The sequence below is a fragment of the Methylomonas aurea genome, assembly GCF_024505045.1.
GTDB classification, from domain to species: Bacteria; Pseudomonadota; Gammaproteobacteria; order Methylococcales; family Methylomonadaceae; genus Methylomonas; species Methylomonas aurea.
The window spans coordinates 18,755-35,335 of sequence record NZ_JANIBM010000009.1 but is presented as its reverse complement, the minus strand read 5'-3'; the positions used below and the strand labels follow the sequence as shown (position 1 = coordinate 35,335).

20 protein-coding genes are annotated in these 16,581 nt (G+C 55.6%); 7 read left to right on the top strand and 13 right to left on the bottom strand.

Translation table 11 applies throughout. From position 1 onward, the window contains the following. Positions 1-92 precede the first annotated feature (92 nt). From minE to NP603_RS09910, 12 genes are all read right to left on the bottom strand, one after another. Positions 93-347: a cell division topological specificity factor MinE gene (gene minE / locus NP603_RS09965; protein WP_054761388.1), complete on the bottom strand. Its 255-nt coding sequence runs from the start codon at positions 345-347 to the stop codon at positions 93-95. Further along, positions 347-1,159: a septum site-determining protein MinD gene (gene minD, locus NP603_RS09960; RefSeq protein ID WP_054761387.1), complete on the bottom strand. Its 813-nt coding sequence runs from the start codon at positions 1,157-1,159 to the stop codon at positions 347-349. Before minD ends, minE begins: the two co-directional genes overlap by 1 nt. Positions 1,160-1,180: 21 nt before the next feature. Then, the gene (minC, locus tag NP603_RS09955) at positions 1,181-1,888 is read right to left on the bottom strand and encodes a septum site-determining protein MinC (RefSeq protein WP_371928820.1); all 708 of its coding nucleotides are present in this window, start codon (positions 1,886-1,888) and stop codon (positions 1,181-1,183) included. Between the two features lie 104 nt (positions 1,889-1,992). Continuing rightward, entirely contained in the window at positions 1,993-3,351 is a 1,359-nt protein-coding gene (gene mgtE / locus NP603_RS09950; RefSeq protein WP_256610719.1) for a magnesium transporter, read from the bottom strand. Between the two features lie 36 nt (positions 3,352-3,387). After that, a complete protein-coding gene (gene rapZ / locus NP603_RS09945; RefSeq protein WP_256610718.1) occupies positions 3,388-4,245 on the bottom strand; it encodes an RNase adapter RapZ in 858 nt (285 codons plus the stop codon). Between the two features lie 55 nt (positions 4,246-4,300). Beyond that, positions 4,301-4,591: a ribosome hibernation-promoting factor, HPF/YfiA family gene (gene hpf, locus NP603_RS09940; RefSeq protein WP_054761376.1), complete on the bottom strand. Its 291-nt coding sequence runs from the start codon at positions 4,589-4,591 to the stop codon at positions 4,301-4,303. Positions 4,592-4,630: 39 nt separating this feature from the next. Then, positions 4,631-6,067, bottom strand: a complete 1,437-nt coding sequence (locus NP603_RS09935; protein WP_256610717.1) for an RNA polymerase factor sigma-54 — start codon at positions 6,065-6,067, stop codon at positions 4,631-4,633. 13 nt (positions 6,068-6,080) lie between these two features. Then, complete coding sequence (gene lptB / locus NP603_RS09930) at positions 6,081-6,806, bottom strand: LPS export ABC transporter ATP-binding protein (protein WP_256610716.1); 726 nt, start codon at positions 6,804-6,806, stop codon at positions 6,081-6,083. Next, a complete protein-coding gene (lptA, locus tag NP603_RS09925; RefSeq protein ID WP_256610715.1) occupies positions 6,806-7,306 on the bottom strand; it encodes a lipopolysaccharide transport periplasmic protein LptA in 501 nt (166 codons plus the stop codon). The genes lptB and lptA overlap by 1 nt, the downstream gene beginning before the upstream one ends. After that, entirely contained in the window at positions 7,293-7,859 is a 567-nt protein-coding gene (gene lptC, locus NP603_RS09920; RefSeq protein WP_256610714.1) for an LPS export ABC transporter periplasmic protein LptC, read from the bottom strand. The genes lptA and lptC overlap by 14 nt, the downstream gene beginning before the upstream one ends. Then, positions 7,856-8,389, bottom strand: coding sequence for a 3-deoxy-manno-octulosonate-8-phosphatase KdsC (gene kdsC / locus NP603_RS09915; protein WP_256610713.1), 534 nt, complete (start codon positions 8,387-8,389; stop codon positions 7,856-7,858). The genes lptC and kdsC overlap by 4 nt, the downstream gene beginning before the upstream one ends. A gap of 13 nt (positions 8,390-8,402) precedes the next feature. Then, positions 8,403-9,377: a KpsF/GutQ family sugar-phosphate isomerase gene (locus tag NP603_RS09910; protein WP_504137831.1), complete on the bottom strand. Its 975-nt coding sequence runs from the start codon at positions 9,375-9,377 to the stop codon at positions 8,403-8,405. A 145-nt stretch (positions 9,378-9,522) separates the two neighbouring features. On the opposite strand from NP603_RS09910, the gene NP603_RS09905 reads away from it, so the two are divergent. Genes NP603_RS09905 through hisD form a run of 7 tightly spaced genes read left to right on the top strand, consistent with a single transcriptional unit; the run spans position 9,523 to position 15,167 of the window. After that, positions 9,523-10,341 (top strand): ABC transporter ATP-binding protein, encoded by an 819-nt coding sequence (locus tag NP603_RS09905; RefSeq protein WP_256610712.1) that lies wholly within the window; start codon positions 9,523-9,525, stop codon positions 10,339-10,341. Positions 10,342-10,358: 17 nt separating this feature from the next. Beyond that, complete coding sequence (gene mlaE / locus NP603_RS09900) at positions 10,359-11,141, top strand: lipid asymmetry maintenance ABC transporter permease subunit MlaE (RefSeq protein ID WP_256610711.1); 783 nt, start codon at positions 10,359-10,361, stop codon at positions 11,139-11,141. A 1-nt stretch (position 11,142) separates the two neighbouring features. After that, positions 11,143-11,607 (top strand): outer membrane lipid asymmetry maintenance protein MlaD, encoded by a 465-nt coding sequence (gene mlaD / locus NP603_RS09895; protein WP_256610710.1) that lies wholly within the window; start codon positions 11,143-11,145, stop codon positions 11,605-11,607. Beyond that, on the top strand, positions 11,608-11,919 hold the full coding sequence (locus NP603_RS09890; protein WP_256610709.1) for an STAS domain-containing protein: 312 nt from the start codon (positions 11,608-11,610) through the stop codon (positions 11,917-11,919). 33 nt (positions 11,920-11,952) lie between these two features. Next, positions 11,953-13,218: a UDP-N-acetylglucosamine 1-carboxyvinyltransferase gene (murA, locus tag NP603_RS09885; RefSeq protein ID WP_256610708.1), complete on the top strand. Its 1,266-nt coding sequence runs from the start codon at positions 11,953-11,955 to the stop codon at positions 13,216-13,218. A gap of 15 nt (positions 13,219-13,233) precedes the next feature. Next, positions 13,234-13,860 (top strand): ATP phosphoribosyltransferase, encoded by a 627-nt coding sequence (hisG, locus tag NP603_RS09880; RefSeq protein ID WP_140911477.1) that lies wholly within the window; start codon positions 13,234-13,236, stop codon positions 13,858-13,860. A 5-nt stretch (positions 13,861-13,865) separates the two neighbouring features. After that, the gene (hisD, locus tag NP603_RS09875) at positions 13,866-15,167 is read left to right on the top strand and encodes a histidinol dehydrogenase (RefSeq protein ID WP_256610707.1); all 1,302 of its coding nucleotides are present in this window, start codon (positions 13,866-13,868) and stop codon (positions 15,165-15,167) included. 120 nt (positions 15,168-15,287) lie between these two features. Here hisD and NP603_RS09870 read toward each other — a convergent pair whose 3' ends face one another. After that, the gene (locus NP603_RS09870; RefSeq protein ID WP_256610706.1) at positions 15,288-16,580 is read right to left on the bottom strand and encodes a 2-oxo acid dehydrogenase subunit E2; all 1,293 of its coding nucleotides are present in this window, start codon (positions 16,578-16,580) and stop codon (positions 15,288-15,290) included. Position 16,581 lies beyond the last annotated feature (1 nt).

The window sequence follows — 16,581 nt, the reverse complement described above, 5'->3', positions numbered from 1 at the left end:
TTCAACTCCTCATTATTTGCACAACAAAAAAAATCGGCGGCTTTTCTCCGGCGAAAACGCCGCGAAAAACCTTGTTAAACAAGCAAACGCAACTAACGCTCGTCAGGCAACACGATATTCAACTCGAGTGTTTCCTGATTACCGTCCTGCTCGAAATTGACGGTAATAGCATCCTGCCCGACATTTACATATTTTTGGATTACTGCCAATAGTTCTTTTTGTAGTTCTGGCAAATAAGAAGGCTGGTTGCGCGAGGCTCGCTCGTGCGCCACCAGAATTTGCAGCCGCTCCTTGGCCAAAGACGCCGTATTGGTTTTCGACGACCTGAAGTAATCTAAGAGACTCATCACTTGCTCCCGAACAGCTTGCTGAACAAGCCCTTCTTCTCTTCCTCGATAAAACGGTGCGGTCTGTTCTCGCCCAGATAACGGGCGACGATATCGGCATACGCTTGCCCGGCATCGCTTTGCTCATCCAATATCACCGGAGTGCCGGAGTTGGAAGCGTTCAACACCGATTTCGATTCCGGAATCACGCCCAACAAATGCAGCGACAAGATTTCCTGTACGTCGTCGACGCTCAACATTTCCCCCAGTTTGACCCGGTCCGGCGCATAACGCGTCAACAACAAGTATTCCTTGATCGGTTCCTCGCCCTTTTCGGCGCGGCGGGACTTGCTGGCCAGGATGCCTAACATCCGATCCGAATCCCGAACCGAAGAGACTTCCGGGTTGGTAACGACGAAAGCATCGTCGGCAAAGTACATGGCAAGTGTAGCACCGCGCTCGATGCCCGCCGGCGAATCGCAAACGATATATTTAAAGTCCTTGGATAACTCTTCCAGAATCTTGCCGACGCCTTCCGTCGTCAACGCATCTTTATCGCGAGTTTGCGAGGCGGGCAGAATGTACAACTGTTCGCAACGCTTATCCTTGATCAAGGCTTGGTTCAAGGTCGCTTCATTGTTGATAACATTGACCAAATCGTAAACCACGCGCCGTTCGCAACCCATGATCAGGTCGAGGTTACGCAGTCCCACATCGAAGTCAATCACGGCAGTCTTGTGCCCACGCTTCGCCAAGCCCATCGCGATCGCGGCACTGGTCGTGGTTTTGCCCACACCACCTTTTCCCGATGTTACTACGATTATTCTGGCCAAAATTATTCCTCCAAGAAAAGCTTAAAATTCTTTAATAATCAGCGTTTGATTGTCCAGACTGATCTGCAGCGGTTTATGCGCCGGGTATTTGCTCAAATCCTCGCTCAATTGGTAAATCCCGGCGATTGAGATCAATTCGGCTTGCAGATCCGAGCAGAAAATGCGGGCAGACGCGTCGCCCAAAACCCCGGCCAAGGCTCTGCCGCGCAACGATCCGTAAATGTGAATATTGCCTTCGGCCATGATTTCGGCGCCGGCGCTGACGGTGGCGGTAACGATCAAATCCCCTTTGGCATAAACCCGCTGTCCGGAGCGGACCGGTTGCGTCACGAGTTTGTTCTCCACAATCTGGCTTTGCTGCTTCGGTTCATCGACGACCGGCGGCGGCAATGTTTTTGCGGCAGGTTTGTTGGCGGTTAGCGGCGCATTGGCGCCATGCAGGGAATAATGCGGCAGATTCATCGCCAGCGCATCGTCGGTTTGCTTCTGGTTGCCGCCGCGAATGCCGATTGGCATGAAGCCGTGCTTACGCACCAACGCCACGATTTCAGCAAAATCCAGTTCGAGATTTTGCGTATTCAGTTTCTGCAAATCGATCAACAGCGGCGAGTTTTTGAAAAATTCGGGCGCTTGCGCGACCTTTTCCTGCAACTGCTGATCGATCAGGATCATGTCGTTACCGGCTAGCAGCAATACCGGCACCGTCAGCGACGTGCTTTTGAACTCCAAAGCTGTTTTTTGCGTAATAGGTGCGCCGGTCGACATTTAGTTTGGAAAATAAGCTGCTGTACGTCCAGAATACTACCATTTTCCGTGACAAAAAGCACAAACCCTTAAAGGAGAAACAAGGTCGCCAAACCCAAAAAGGCCATAAAACCAACGACATCGGTGACTGTGGTCAGCAACACCCCTCCAGCCAGTGCCGGGTCGACCCCCATCTTTTCCAGTAGTACCGGTATCGCCACTCCGGACAATGCAGCGCACACCAGATTGATCAGCATGGCTACGCCCAACAAAATACCGATATCCGGCCGGTGAAACCACATGCCGGCAACCACCGCCACGACTCCGGCCCACAATAGACCGTTCAGCAAACCGACCGAAATTTCCTTGAACAATAACCGGCCGGCATTGCTACCGGTGACTTGGCGCAAAGCCAAGCCCCTGACCACCAGGGTCAGGGTCTGACTACCGGCGATACCCCCCATGCTGGCCACAATCGGCATCAGCACGGCCAGCGCAACAATCTGCTGGATAGTATCTTCGAACAAATCGATCACCGAAGCTGCCAAAAACGCCGTCATCAAATTAACGCCCAGCCAAAGCGCGCGCCGCTTGGCGCTACTGACCACAGGCGCGAACATATCTTGCTCTTCGCTCAAGCCCGCCATACTCATCAGAGAATGGTCCGCCTCGTCTCTGATCAAACCGATCACGTCTTCGACCGCTATCCGCCCAACCACTCTACCGTCGTCAGCCAACACCGGAGCGGACAACAACTTGCGCCGCTCGAATAGCCCGGCGACTTCACGGCTCGGCATCCGGTAAGGAATACCGGAAATGCGCGTGTCCATCACTGCGGCCACTTTGGTATGCGGATCGTGGCTCAACAATTGGCTGAGAGGCAATACGCCCTGAAAATGCTCCTTGCGATCGACGACGATCAGGCTATCGGTATTAGCCGGAACATTGCCGCGCAAACGCAAGTAACGCGCCACAACGTCGAGCGTGACATCACCGCGTATTGTCAGGACATCGTCGGACATGATGCCGCCGGCAGTATGTTCGCCATAGCTCAAGGCTTTTTCGATCCGGTTGCGGTTATGTACGCCGATCGACTCCATGACTTGCGACAGCAGAGGCTCGGGCAGCACGTGCAACAGATCGACCATGCCGTCGGCGCCCATCGACTCGGTGGCGGCAATCAAGTCTTTGCGGTCGGTGATTTTCAGCAATGCGGCGCCGACTTCGACATTCACCTCGACCAGAACCTGACCGATTACGCTGGGCGGTATTACTGCCCACAACTTTGCCCGACTCTCCGAATCCAAAGCTTCGAGAATATGTGCCGCTTCAGCCGGGTAAAGCGAGCGCACCAGGTTCCGGATCTCGATCTGCGAACCGCTGGCCAAAATCTCCAGCGCCCGATCCAATAAAGATTCCGCGTTTTCGAGCTTCACTGCTGATGTCATAGGTGTAAAACCAAAAAGAGGGCCAACGACCCGGGGTTAACGCAACTCCCGATGCCTGACGATGACGTTGGCGGTAATCGTTTGAAAATGTTTGCTTAATGCTTCGACCAGATACACCGAACGGTGTTGGCCGCCGGTACAACCGATCGCAATCGTCAAGTAACTGCGGTTATCCGATTCGAACCGCGGCGCCCAACGACCGATGAAGTAACCGATATCGTGCAGAAACTCCTTCACCGCCGGATCGTTCTGCAAAAAATCGGCAACTGCGGGGTTTTTGCCGGTTAAGCCCCTTAGCTCCGGAGCCCAATACGGATTCGGCAGGCTACGGGCATCGAACACAAAGTCGGCGTCTAGCGGAATCCCGTATTTGAAACCGAACGACTGGAATAGAATCGACAACGAGTTTTTACCTTTCTCGCCCAACCGATTTTTCAATAGGTCCCGCAATTGGTGATAATGGGTGTAGCTGGTGTCGATGACGATGTCGGCTCTCAAGGCCAGCGGACGCAACATCTCCCGCTCGATTTCCAGTGCTTCCCGCAGCGGCCGGCTTTCAGTACTGAGCGGATGGCGGCGACGGGTTTCGCTGTAGCGTTTCAGGATGATGTTTTCATCCGCTTCCATGTAGACCAGTTCGCAATCGATCCCCTTGTTGCGGATCGCCGCCAGACTATCCGGAAAACCGGCCAGATTGTCGGAACGGTTGCGAGCATCGATGCCGATCGCAGTCTTACTATAAGTGGCTTGGTTTTTCAGCATCACGTGATCGACAAAATCGCCTAGCAATGCGACCGGTAGGTTATCGATGCAGTAATAGCCACAATCTTCCAGAGTATCCAACGCGATACTCTTGCCCGACCCCGATAAACCGCTGACGATAACAAGCTTCATGGTTGACTGGACACGAGACGAAAGCCGTTTTCATCCCGTGTCGCCGAATATCCGATTAACGATGGTTTTGAGATTTTTCTTTGTGCTTGACGATCTGGCGATCAAGCTTGTCGACCATATTGTCGATCGCCGCATACATGTCTTCCTGCACGTCTTCGGCGTAGAGCTTGGCACCGCTGACTTGTACTGCCGCTTCGGCTTTTTGCTCCAGTTTTTCAACGGTCAAAATGACATGGACATCAACGACGTTGTCGAAATGGCGCTTGATTTTGCCGATTTTCTCTTCGACATAGGCTTTCAACGCCTCGGTAACTTCTACGTGATGGCCTGTGATACTAACTTGCATGGAATACTCCTGTTTTTAAAAATTATGCTTCCCGATCGGTTAAATGTGCCTTTTCCGCTGGCTGGTTGAAGGAATAGACATCGCTTCCCGGTATTTGGCGATGGTGCGGCGTGCGACGTTAATGCCCTTCTCGTTCAATAAATCCGATATTTTACTATCGCTTAACGGCTTAGCCGGATTTTCGTTGCCGACCAACTCTTTTATCAGTGCCCGGATTGCCGTCGCCGAGCACTCGCCTCCGCCATCGGTACTGACATGGCTGGAGAAAAAGTATTTAAATTCGATCACGCCGTGCGGCGTGTGCATATATTTCTGCGTGGTCACCCGCGAGATCGTCGATTCGTGCAACTCCAATTCCTCGGCAATATCCCGCAGCACCATCGGTTTCATCGCAATCGCGCCGTGTTCGAAAAAATCGCCCTGTTTTTCGACGATACTTTTCGCGACCCGCAGCAGGGTGTCATTGCGGCTATGCAGGCTTTTGATAAACCAACGCGCTTCCTGCAAATGGTTCTTCATGCTGACGTTGTCCGAACTATTGTCGGCGCGCTTGATCATGCCGGAATAGAACGGATTGATGCGCAATTTCGGCGCGATATCCGGATTCAAACTGACCAGCCACTGGCCGTTGACTTTGGCCACGAACACGTCAGGCACGACATATTCGACGTCCACTTCCTGCAAACTGGCTCCGGGCTTGGGGTCCAAGGTCCGAATCAACGCCAGTATGCCTTTCAGTTCGTCTTCGCTTAGCCCGACCCGTTTCATCAAGCGGGCTTGGTCGCAACTGGTCAGCAAATCCAAGTGCCGCTGCACGAAATCCAACGCTTCCGCCTTATAGCGGGTGCTATCGGGCAATTGCTGCAACTGCAAACGCAGGCAATCGGCCAAGTCCAGCGCGGCCACACCGACCGGATCGAAATTCTGAATCCGGTGCAGCACCGCCTGAACCTCGTCGAATTCCAATCCGTCCAATTGCTCTTGCAAGCCTTGAAAAATGTCCTGCAGATCGCTAGCCACGTAACCGTCGTCGTTGATCGCATCGATGATCGCCACCGCAATCGCATAATCCCGATCCGAGATCGGAACCAGATCCAATTGCCACAACAGATGGTCGCGCAAGCTTTCAGATTTGCCGCGGAAGGTTTCGAATTCCGGGGAATCGCCGTCATCGCCGCCGCTGGGTAACGAACTCTCGTAAACATCGTCCCAACTGACGTCCACCGGCAACTCGTCCGGCAAATCGGTTTGCGAGCCTTCGCTGGTAACCTGGTCGGTATTGTCGAGCTTTTTATCGCGGAACTCCAAAGCCGGCAGCTCTTCTTCGTCCAATTCCAGCATCATATTGGATTCCAGCGCCTGCTGAATTTCCTGCTGCAAATCCAAAGTCGACATTTGCAGCAGTTTTATTGCCTGCTGCAACTGCGGCGTCATGGTCAAACTTTGACCGATGCGGAGCTGTAAGGATTGCTTCATGACTACTCGGATTTCATAAACTGAATTTTTCGCCCAAATACACTCTACGCACCTCGTCGTTTTCGACAAGCTGCCGGGATTGCCCTTCGGCGATAACCTTGCCTTCGTTCAAGATGTAGGCGCAATCGCATATCTCCAATGTCTCCCTGACTTTGTGCTCGGTGATCAGGATACCGATACCACGCTGCTTCAAATGCGCGATAATTTTTTGCAATTCCAAAACCGAAATCGGATCGACGCCGGCAAACGGCTCGTCCAATAAAATAAACTGCGGTTCGCTGGCCAAAGCGCGGGCAATCTCGACCCGCCGCCGCTCGCCGCCGGACAAGCCCAACGCCAATTGGTTGCGCAGGTGGCCGATGCCGAACTCGGCTAACAGCTCGTCGATAACCAGTTCGATCTGGCCATCGGTCAAATCCTCGCGAATCTGAAGCACAGCGCGCAAGTTGTCGGCGACATTGAGCTTGCGGAACACCGACGCTTCCTGAGCCAGATAACCTATTCCCAGCCTGGCACGCCGATGCATCGGATGCAACGTGATACGCTGGTCGTCGAGAAAAATATCGCCGCGGTCCGCCTTGACCAAGCCCACCATCATATAGAAGCTGGTGGTTTTACCAGCACCGTTCGGTCCCAGCAAGCCGACCACTTCACCGGTATCGACCTGCAAACTGACACCATCAACCACATTGCGCGAGTTGTAACGCTTGTACAACTCCTTTGCAACCAGGCGCGCCACTATTGGGCCTTCTTGGCTTTGGGTTGTATCACCGAATGCACCCGCTTGCCATCGGAATTGGACTCTCCGGCCTTCAACAGCGAATTTTTCGTATCGTACTCAATGTACTCGCTGGATTGCTTGGCGTCGCCCTGCCAAACCGAGGCGTTTTTCATGAAAATCAATAAATTCTTGTCAGGGTAAAACTCGTTGATCAAACCCTCGCCGTGCATTTCTTCCTTACCCACGGCCGGCAATTGTTTGAAACGGGACGGTTTGCCAGTCGCCACCAATTTGGTAATCGCACCATCTTTCAGGTATACCACCAGTTGGTCGGCGTCGATTCGGATACTGCCCTGGGTCGCCACCACATTGCCGGTGTAGGTGCTGACCTGGCTTTTCTCATCGTAGACGGCGTTGTTGGAATCGATATAAATAGGTTGCTCGGAATCCGATTCCAAACCGAACGCAAGCCTCGCCGACAACAACAGGCCCACCCCCACTATTCTACTTAATTTCATAGCGACCTTTCACTTTGGACAACAATTTCAGGTGAATCGGACTGACGAAAGTCGCCTCCATTCCTATCCCTTCCGTTCTATTGGGAGGACTGATAATTTCCGCCCAAGCTTGGGTCTGTGCATAATGACTGGCGAGTTTGACCCGCAAATCCGATGTGTTAATGGTTAAAGCCGAATTGGTTTTCGATGCATCCCGGTTGATGTAGGCCTTCCCGTTCAGCTGCAAACTATCGCCGTCCGCTGCCATGATTCCGGTTTCGGATTTGATCGACCATGGGTTTTGATTGGGATTGAACAACGTCATGACCGGCTGCTGCAAATGCGTACTGCCATCGGCCTTATAATGCTCCATCCGCGCGGCCGACAACTCGCTTTTCGGCAAGCCGTCCAGACCCATCTCTTTTTTGTAATAACCCACACTGAAGAAATCCGGACTATTTTCGGCAATTTTTATTTCGGCGTCACGCTGCTCGTTGAGTTTTACCAGCCACCACGACAGCACCGCAGCGAGTCCGACGTAGATAAAAATCTGAAAATTCTTCTGCGCCGTCATAGATAGCTTTGCAATACTCCGTCCAGAGTTCCCTGGACCTGCATGATCAAATCGCACACCTCGCGCACGGCACCCAAGCCGCCCGGGATTGTGGTTCGCCAATGCGCATGCTCCAACACCGCGAAATTGGCATCCTTGACCGCCACGGCAAATCCGACCTGCCGCATGATCGGCAAATCCAAAACATCGTCGCCGACATAGGCCACCTGCTGCGATTGCAAATTCAGCCGCTGTAACACGTCGGCGAAAGCTGCCCGTTTGTTTTCGTGCCCTTGGTAGACATGCTCGACGCCAAGCCCCTGCATCCGCAAGGTCACCGAATTGGATTTTCGGCCGGAAATGACCGCAACCTCGACGCCAGTTTGGCGCAGCAACTTGATACCATGACCATCGCGGGCGTGGAAGCATTTGTACTCCCTGCCGCTATCGTCGAAAAACAAACGACCGTCGGTTAGTACACCGTCGACATCCAACACCAACAATTTGAGCTCGCGGACGACAGCGAGTTGTTCAGGGTTTAACTCAAACATTTCCGTTCACGCTTCAAACAATCCCGGCCCGCAATAAATCATGCATATTCAATGCACCGAGCAACTTATTATTCTCGTCGACCACCAATAAGGCATTGATTTTTTTTGCCTCCATGATCTGCATTGCCTCGGCCGCCAACATGCGTTCGTCGACGGACTTGCAATTCCGGGTCATGACTTCTGCGATCCGGGTCAGGTGCACATCCAGGTTTTTCTCCAGCATCCGCCGCAAATCGCCGTCGGTAAAAATACCGGCCACACGCCCTTGCGCATCGGTTACCGCGGTCATCCCCAATTTCTTGCCGGTCATTTCCAACAGCGCTTCGCCGACCAACACCGTATCTGATACCACCGGCACCTCGCTACCGCGGTGCATGATATCGCCGACCTGCAACAGCAATCGCTTGCCCAAGCTGCCGCCCGGATGGGACAACGCGAAATCGTCCCGGGTGAAGCCGCGAGTTTCCAGCAACGACACAGCCAATGCATCTCCCATAACCAATGCCGCGGTCGTGCTGGCCGTCGGCGCCAGCCCCAGCGGACACGCCTCCTGCTCCACTGCGACGTCGATATGCACGGTCGCGAATTTGGCCAGTGTCGAGGACGGATTACCGGTCAACGCGATCAACGGCACGCCCAGGCGCTTAATGATAGGCAAAATCGTCAGAATTTCTCCGGTTTCGCCGGAATTCGATAAAGCCAGCACCACGTCCTGGCGGGTGATCATCCCCAAGTCGCCGTGGCTAGCCTCGCCCGGATGCACGAAAAACGCCGGCGTTCCGGTACTGGCCAGTGTCGCCGCGATTTTTCCGGCGATATGGCCGGATTTGCCCATGCCGGTGACAACCACTCGACCCTTGCAGGCCAACAGCAAACGGCAGGCACTGACGAACTGCCGGTCGATGCGCGAGGCCAGCGCGGCAACCGCTTGCATTTCGGTTTGAATCACCGCCAACGCCAACGCTTGAATGTTCTGATCGCCGCCCACCTAAAACCGACTCCGCGCACTTGAGAAAAAAGGAACCATTATTGCATGTTATCGGCCGACTTTTCACCCCAAGTCATTGACTTATTCTCGACCAGTCATAGAAAATAACCAGTTACCAATCCGGATACTCCTGTAATTACAGCAGATGGCCACTAGCGCAAGCCCTGAAAGCACACTCGTTTCGATTAGCAACTTGAGCTTTTCCAGAGGCGCCAGGAAGATTTTCGACAACATCGACCTCGAAATCCAACGCGGCAAGATCACCGCCATCATGGGCCCCAGCGGCACCGGCAAAACTACGTTGCTGAAACTGATAGGCGGGCAACTGGCACCGGAGCGGGGCGAAATTCGCGTCGATGGCCTGAACGTCCACCGTTTGCCGACCCGAGATCTGTACAATTTGCGCAAACGGATGGGGATGCTGTTCCAAAGCGGCGCCCTGCTGACCGATATGAACGTCTACGACAACGTGGCGTTTCCGCTACGGGAACATACCCATTTGCCGGAATCGATGATCCGCACCCTGGTGTTAATGAAATTGCACGCGGTCGGTTTGCGCGGCGCCCACCGTTTGATGCCGAACGAACTGTCCGGCGGCATGGCGCGCCGGGTGGCGCTGGCGCGGGCTATCGCGTTGGATCCGATGATGATCATGTACGACGAACCGTTCACCGGCCAGGACCCGATCTCGATGGGCGCATTGGTGCATTTGATCAAGGCCCTGAACACGACGCTGGGCCTGACCAGCATCATTGTCTCCCACGACGTGCAGGAAACCGCGGCAATCGCCGACTACATCTACGTGCTGTCCGGGGGCCGGGTCGTCGGCCAAGGCACCCCGCAACAGTTGGCGGCCTCCGATTCGGAATGGGTGGAACAGTTTATGAACGGTTACGCCGACGGCCCGGTGCACTTCCACTATCCGGCCCCGGACTATCTGGACGACTTGTTGTCCGGCAAATAAGCCTATTTGAGAACGCGATGCTCGAATTACTGCAAACTCTGGGAAAAACCACGCGCAGCGCTTTCGCCAAACTGGGGCGCGGCACCTTTTTTCTGCTGCATACCCTGACCGGAATAAGCGAGGTCCTGCCGCGCCCGAATTTGCTGGTGAAGCAGGTGTACTCGGTCGGCGTGCTGTCGTTTCTGATCATCACCATTTCCGGCCTGTTCGTCGGCATGGTATTGGGTTTGCAAGGTTTCAATATCCTGTCCGACTTCGGCGCCGAAGAGTCGCTGGGGGTCATGGTTGCCGCATCGCTGGTCCGCGAACTGGGGCCGGTGGTATCCGCCCTGCTGTTCGCCGGCCGCGCCGGCTCGGCACTGACCGCCGAAATCGGCCTGATGAAGGCCACCGAACAACTGTCCGGCATGGAAATGATGGCGGTCGACCCGATCAACCGCATCATTTCGCCGCGCTTTCTGGCCGGCTTTCTGGCCATGCCATTGCTGGCCGCACTGTTCAGCGCGATCGGCATCATGGGCGGCCATCTGGTCGGCGTCGGCATGCTCGGCGTTGACGACGGCGCGTTTTGGGCGCAAATGCAGGCCAGCATCGATTTTCACGAAGACATCGTCAACGGCGTGATTAAAAGCGTCGTGTTCGGCTTCGTCGTATCCTGGATCGCCCTGTTCGAAGGCTACGACGCCATCCCGACCTCGGAAGGCGTCAGCCGCGCCACCACCCGCACCGTGGTCAATTCGGCGTTTTCGGTATTGGCACTGGATTTCATCTTAACCGCACTCATGTTTGGAGACATTTAACATGCAGCATTCCAAGACGCAGGATACTCTGGTCGGATTTTTTGTCGCCTCCGGCATTGCCGCGTTGTTTTATATGGCCCTGCAAGTCAGCAACCTCGGCAGCTATACCAGCGACGACAGCTACACTGTGATTGCCCATTTTCAAAATTCCGGCGGCCTGAAAGTCAAATCGCCGGTATCGATCGCCGGCGTCCGCATCGGCCGGGTATCGTCGATCCGACTGGACCGCGACAGCCACGAATCGGTCGTCGAGATGCGCATCGAATCCAAATATAACAACATCCCGATGGATTCCGGCGCCAGCATTTATACTGCCGGCCTGTTGGGCGAGCAGTACATCAGCATCGACCCCGGCTCGTCGGAAGAGTATTTGCACGACAAGAGCCAGCTCGACATCACCAGCTCGGCCATCGTCCTGGAAGAAATGATCGGCAAGTTCATGCTGAACAAGGCGGAAGGCAAATAAATGCCGAGACTGAGCGTTACCGAACAGGCTCCGGGCCATTACACCGTGGAAGGCAATCTGACCTTCGCCAGTATCGACAAGCAGTCATTGAAATCCTTCAACTTTCTGAAAGGCATGGACAGTATCTGCATCGACCTGTCGCTAGTCGGCATGACCGATAGTGCCGGCCTGGCGTTGATGATCGAATGGATCAAACAGGCGCGCAGCAACCGCGTCAAACTGTCTTTCAAGAACGTTCCGGCCCAATTGTTGGCATTGGCCAAACTCAGCGGCTTCGACGAAACCGAATATTTTGCAAACCGCACGCCTTGAGCGGCGTTCTGCCCCACTTACCCGAGAGCATTCATGGATAAATTACTGATTACCGGCGGCCAACCCTTACACGGCGAACTGCGGATTTCCGGCGCCAAAAACGCCGCCCTGCCGATTCTGGCCGCGACGCTACTGTCCGAAGTACCGGTCAGCGTCGGCAACATTCCGCACCTGCACGACATCACCACGACGATGGAATTGCTGGGCCAAATGGGCGTGGGCTTGACCGTCGACGAGAAAATGAACATCGAAGTCGACACCAGCAGCATCCACAAATACGAAGCGCCTTACGAACTGGTCAAAACCATGCGCGCCTCGATCCTGGTGCTGGGGCCGTTGCTGGCCCGTTTCGGCGAAGCTTACGTGTCGCTGCCCGGCGGCTGCGCGATCGGCACCCGGCCGGTGGATATCCACATCGACTCGCTGATCAAGATGGGAGCGGACATCACCGTCGAAGCCGGTTACATCCACGCCAAGGCCACGCGTCTGAAAGGCTGCCGCCTGGTGCTGGATAAAATCACCGTGACCGGCACCGAAAACATCCTGATGGCCGCCACGCTGGCGGACGGCATCACCATAATCGAAAATGCCGCCAAAGAGCCGGAAGTCACAGATCTGGCGCATTTTCTGAATAAAATGGGCGCCAAGATCAGCGGCGTCGGCACCGATATTCTGACCGTAGAAGGCGTCGAAAAGCTCGGCGTTCCCGGCCTGCATTACGATATTCTGCCGGACCGGATCGAAACCGGTACCTATCTGGTCGCCGGAGCGATTACCCGCGGCCATGTCCGTCTGAAAAATACCGACCCGAACACGCTGGACGCCGTGCTGGCTAAATTGAAGGAAGCCGGCGCCGACATCACCTGCGGCGAAAACTGGATCGAATTGAACATGCACGGCAAACGGCCGAAAGCGGTCACGGTGCGCACCGCACCCTATCCGGCCTTCCCGACCGACATGCAGGCCCAATTCACGGCGTTGAATTCGGTCGCCGAAGGCGTCGGCCTGATTACCGAAACCGTATTCGAGAACCGCTTCATGCACGTGCAGGAATTGCAGCGCATGGGCGCTCAGATCAAACTCGAATCCAACACCGCGATCTGCACCGGCAACGAAGGTCTGAAAGCGGCGCCGGTGATGGCTACCGACTTGCGCGCGTCCGCCAGCCTGGTGCTGGCCGGCCTGATTGCGGAAGGCGAAACCTTGGTGGACCGGATTTACCATATCGACCGCGGTTACGATCATATCGAGGAAAAATTATCGCAACTGGGCGCCACGATCCGCCGCGTTCCCAACTAAACCTGCTACCGAGCCATGTTAACCATCGCCGTATCCAAAGGCCGAATTTACGAAGAAGCCCTGCCGTTTTTGCAACAGGCCGGCATCACGCCGATCGACGATCCGGATAAAAGCCGGAAATTAATCCTGCAAACCACCCGCGATGACGTGCAATTGGTGATTATCCGCGCCACCGACGTACCGACCTTCGTCGAGTACGGCGCCGCCGACCTCGGCATCGCCGGCAAGGACGTATTGCTGGAGCACGGCGCGGAAAGCCTTTACGAACCGTTGGATCTGGGCATCGCCGGCTGCCGCTTGATGACGGCCGGCCCGGTCGGCGCGCCGCCGGTCAAAGGCCGCTTGCGCGTTGCAACCAAGTACGTCAAAACCGCGCAACGCTATTTTGCCGACCTGGGCGTGCAGGCCGAGATCATCAAGCTGTACGGCTCGATGGAGCTGGCGCCGCTGGTTGGCCTGGCCGACTGCATCGTCGACTTGGTGGACACCGGCAATACGTTAAAAGCCAACGGCCTGGAGCCGCGCGAACTGATCGCCAACATCACCTCCAGGCTGGTAGTCAATAAAGCGGCGATGAAAATGAAGCACCAAGCCATTCAAGCCTTGATAGACCAATTCGAAACCACGCTGGCGCAGAGGTAAGCCCCATGGCTGCGATCAAAATGTTACGCCTGGACAGTTCGTCCGCCGATTTCGCCAAACAATTGCAGACGCGCCTGGACTGGGACGCCAGCGACGATTTGGAAATCCATAAACGGGTGTTGGACATCATCGCCGATGTCAAAAAACGCGGCGACCAGGCCTTGCTGGAATACACCAACCGTTTCGACCGCACCGCATTCAAGGCCGGCAAAGAACTGGAACTGAGCCAGGAGGCACTGAAGCAGGCCTGGGACACGCTACCCAGCACACAAGCGATTGCTTTGCAAACCGCCGCGGACCGGGTACGAGCTTACGCGGAACATCAAAAATTGCAGTCCTGGCAATACACCGAACTGGACGGCACCCTGCTCGGACAGAAAGTGACGCCGCTGGACAAAGCCGGCCTCTACGTGCCGGGCGGCAAAGCCGCTTACCCTTCCTCTGTGCTGATGAACGCGATTCCGGCCAAAGTCGCCGGCGTCGGCGAATTGGTCATGGTGGTACCGACGCCCGGCGGCGAAACCAATCCGCTGGTGTTGGCGGCGGCCTACGTCGCCGGCGTGGACCGGGTGTTCACGATCGGCGGCGCCCAGGCTGTCGCGGCGCTGGCGTACGGCACCGAAACAGTGCCGGCCGTCGATAAAATCGTCGGCCCAGGCAACATCTATGTCGCCACGGCGAAAAAGCTGGTGTTTGGCCAGGTCGGTATCGACATGATTGCCGGGCCGTCGGAAATCCTGATTATCTGCGACGGCCAGACCGATCCGGACTGGATCGCGATGGATATGTTCTCGCAAGCCGAACACGACGAAAACGCCCAAGCAATCCTGATCAGCCCGGACGCCGAGTTCCTGAAAAAAGTCGAAGCCAGCATCAATAAGCTGCTGCCGGAAATGGAGCGCGCCGCCATCATCAAAGCCTCATTGACCGGCCGCGGCGCGTTTATCAAAGTCGCCGACCTTGAGCAAGCCGCGCAAGTAGCGAACCGTATCGCGCCGGAACATCTGGAGCTGTCGGTCGCCGATCCGGAAGCCTTGGCCGAGCAAATCCGCAACGCCGGTGCCATCTTCATGGGCCGTTACACCGCCGAAGCCCTGGGCGACTACTGCGCCGGCCCCAACCACGTGCTACCCACGTCCAGCACCGCCCGCTATTCCTCGCCACTGGGCGTCTACGACTTTCAAAAACGCAGCAGCCTGATCAACTGCTCCGCAACAGGGGCACAGAACTTAGGGAAAATCGCCTCGGTGTTGGCGCGGGGAGAGAGTTTGACTGCGCACGCCCGGTCGGCGGAATTCAGAATTTAGCGGAGCAGATTCGGTGCCGTCGATCGTGGCGATGCCGAACGAGTGGAATAAACTTCTACAACAAAGCGCCGCCCCGTTTACTCCAGAGCGGAAATAAACGGGGCGGCAACTTGGCCGGTTTTACAGCAACAGACGGCGAATATCCGCCAGGTTGGCTTTCAAGGCTTCCATGAAACGCGCGCCTTCGGCACCGTCGATGACACGATGGTCGTAAGTAATGTCCAACGGCAACATCAGTTTCGGTTCGAACTCCTTGCCGTTCCAAACCGGTTGCACCTTGGAGCGGGTCACACCTAGGATCGCGACTTCCGGCGCATTGACAATAGGCGTAAACGCGGTGCCGCCGATACCGCCAAGGCTGGAGATAGTCATGCAACCGCCCTGCATATCGGCCGGTTTCAGTTTACCCACCCGCGCCAGCTCGCTGACCTCGGCCAATTCCTTGGACAACTGGAAAATGCCTTTCTTGTCCACATCGCGAATTACCGGTACGACCAAGCCGTTCGGCGTGTCGACCGCAATGCCGAGGTGGTAGTACTTTTTCAGGAACAGTTTGTCGCCTTCCGGAGATAGCGAGCTGTTGAACGACGGGAATTTCTGCAGCGCCGCAACCAAGGCCTTCATGATGAATACCAGTCCGGTGACTTTGATGCCGTCTTTGCCTTGGCCGGCGTTGACTGCCTTGCGGAACTCTTCCATCTCGTCGATCGCGACTTCGTCGTGGTAGGTTACCAACGGTAGATTCAACCAAACCCGGGTCAAATTTTGCCCGGTCAGGCGTTTGATTTTGCTCAATGGCTTTTCTTCGATTTCGCCGAATTGAGTGAAATCGACCGCCGGGATGGCTGGAATGCCGGCGCCGCCACCACTTACCGCAACGCCGGATGTCATGACTTGCTTGACGAATTTTTTCACGTCTTCCTGCAAGATCCGCCCTTTGCGGCCGCTGCCGGCTGGAATTTTACTCAAATCGACGCCCAATTCGCGGGCGAACAAGCGTACGCTCGGCGTCGCATGCGGCTTGTAGCCCTCGGCGCTGGCAGCGACCGGTTCCACAGGCGCGGCGACGGCTTGAACCGGTTCGATTTTCGGCGCTTCTGCGACAGGCGCCGGAGGCGGCTCGGCGGCAACAGCCACCGGCGCGGCTTCGGCAACCGGCTCTGCGGGGACGGCACCTACTTCCACCGTGACGATTAAGGTGCCTTCAGCCACTTTATCGCCCGGCTTGATATGGACCGACTTAACAATACCTGCCGCGCTGGACGGCAGGTCCATCGTTGCCTTGTCGGTTTCCATCACGGCCAATGTCTGCTCGATCGCCACCACATCGCCGGGCTGCACCAAGACTTCGACGATATCGATTTCCGGCACATTGCCGACGTCGGGGACTTTTACTTCAACTAAAGAACTCATC